Below are 1,792 nucleotides of genomic sequence, written 5' to 3'. Positions count from 1 at the left end.
TTACTATATGAAAAACCTAAACATTTTCAACTCTGCCTATTTCTGGTATTTCTGCTTTACCGTAATTTTCCTCCTCTCCCTAGATTTTTGGTCATGGAAGCAAACAATTTCCTTTTCAATTCTCCATCTACCAACATGGGTTTTCTATTTTATTGCTTTACAAATTATTCTCGCTTGTGCTATTTTGATTTTCTCTCAAACATTCTGGAAAACTGAATCTAAAAAGGAGAATAAATCGTGAGAGAAAACCTAATTCCCTACTTAATCATCAGTATCTATTTACTCTCAACTCTAGCCATCGGAATTATAAGTTATCGCAGCCAAGAAAATACTCCAGAAGATTACTTCCTCGCAGATAGAAAAATTAATTCCATAGTTTTATTTTTCACTCTCATTGCCACAAATTTTAGTGCTTTTACCTTCTTAGGATTTTCTGGTGCTGGTTATCGTATTGGTATCAGCTATTATCCCATGATGGGATTTGGTACTGCCCTAGTAGGAATTACATTTTATTTGATCGGTTATAAAGTTTGGCTTTTAGGAAAAGAAAAAGGCTTCATTACCCCATCAGAATTAATTGAAAGTCGCCTCCCTAGTCAACCACTAAAATTATTATTTTTAGCAGTAATGATAATTTTTACTATACCTTACTTAACCCTACAACCAATCGGTGGAGGTTATATTATTGAAAATTTAACTAACGGGCAAATTCCTTATTTTTGGGGAGCAGCTTTTTTAACCTTTATTATTGTATTGTATGTGTTTTTAGGAGGCATGAGAAGTGTAGCTTTAACCGATGTTTTGCAAGGAATTTTAATGTTAGTTTTAATGATAGTAGCAGTAGTAGCGATCGCTCAAAGTCTCGGAGGTTTTTCTGAAGCTAATCGCACTGTCTATCAACTAAAACCAGAACTTTTCTCTCGCTCTGGAATGAATAATTTTTTCACTCCCCATAAATGGTTTAGTTATATGTTTATTTGGGGTTTAAGTGTACCGATGTTTCCCCAAATGTTTATGCGATTTTATACTCCTAAAACTGCTAATTCCCTCAAAATTTCTGCTAGTTTATATCCCTTAATTACTGCCTTAATATTTATTTGTCCTGTTTTAATCGGAATGTGGGGTCATCTTAACTTTCCCGACCTAGTAGGAAAAGAAGCAGATAAAATTTTTCCCATGATGTTAGGAGAATATACATCTACTGGCATTGCTTCATTAGTAATGGTAGGTGCCTTAGCAGCATTTATGTCAACACTTGATTCACAACTTTTAGCATTAAGCTCCATGATTACTAGAGATATTTATATTATTTATATTCGTCCCCAAGCTACTCTTGCAGAACAAACTTTTGTCGGGAAAATATTAATTGTTATTTTAGCAATAATAGGTTTAACTCTTGCAGCAAACCCCCCAGCTACAATTGCAGCGATCGCCACTCAATCTTTTACAGGTTTAGCAGTATTATTTCCCACAGTTATTGCTGCTTTATATGGAAAAAATATTTCACCTATTAGCTGTATAATTTCGATTATTTTTGGAGAGATAGCAGTTATTGGTTTTCAGATAGGTATGATTCCTCAAAGTTTTACTTTAGGATTTTTGCCCGTGGTGCCGATAGTATTAGTTTGTGCATTAATAATTGTAGTCGGAAGACTAATTAATTTGCCAAAAAATTAGTCTATAACAGGGAACAGGAATGACATTTCTTTTATCCTTTGTATTATTATCTTAATCCTTGTTGTTGGAACCAAGTATCTGCCCAAGCTGCATCATTTTCTGATAATTATGGTAC

The 1,792-nt window shown here is 33.8% G+C and carries 1 protein-coding gene; it reads left to right on the top strand.

Going from position 1 to position 1,792, the window contains the following annotated elements; all coding sequences use genetic code 11:
- Nucleotides 1-237: 237 nt before the first annotated feature.
- The gene (locus F6K13_RS31545; protein WP_124146840.1) at nucleotides 238-1,677 is read left to right on the top strand and encodes a sodium:solute symporter family protein; all 1,440 of its coding nucleotides are present in this window, start codon (nucleotides 238-240) and stop codon (nucleotides 1,675-1,677) included.
- Nucleotides 1,678-1,792: the final 115 nt, after the last annotated feature.

Source organism: Okeania sp. SIO2B9 (genome assembly GCF_010672505.1).
In the GTDB taxonomy this organism is placed as follows: domain Bacteria; phylum Cyanobacteriota; class Cyanobacteriia; order Cyanobacteriales; family Microcoleaceae; genus Okeania; species Okeania hirsuta.
The sequence above is the reverse complement of the archived record's forward strand: the minus strand, read 5'-3'. Positions and strand labels throughout refer to the sequence as shown.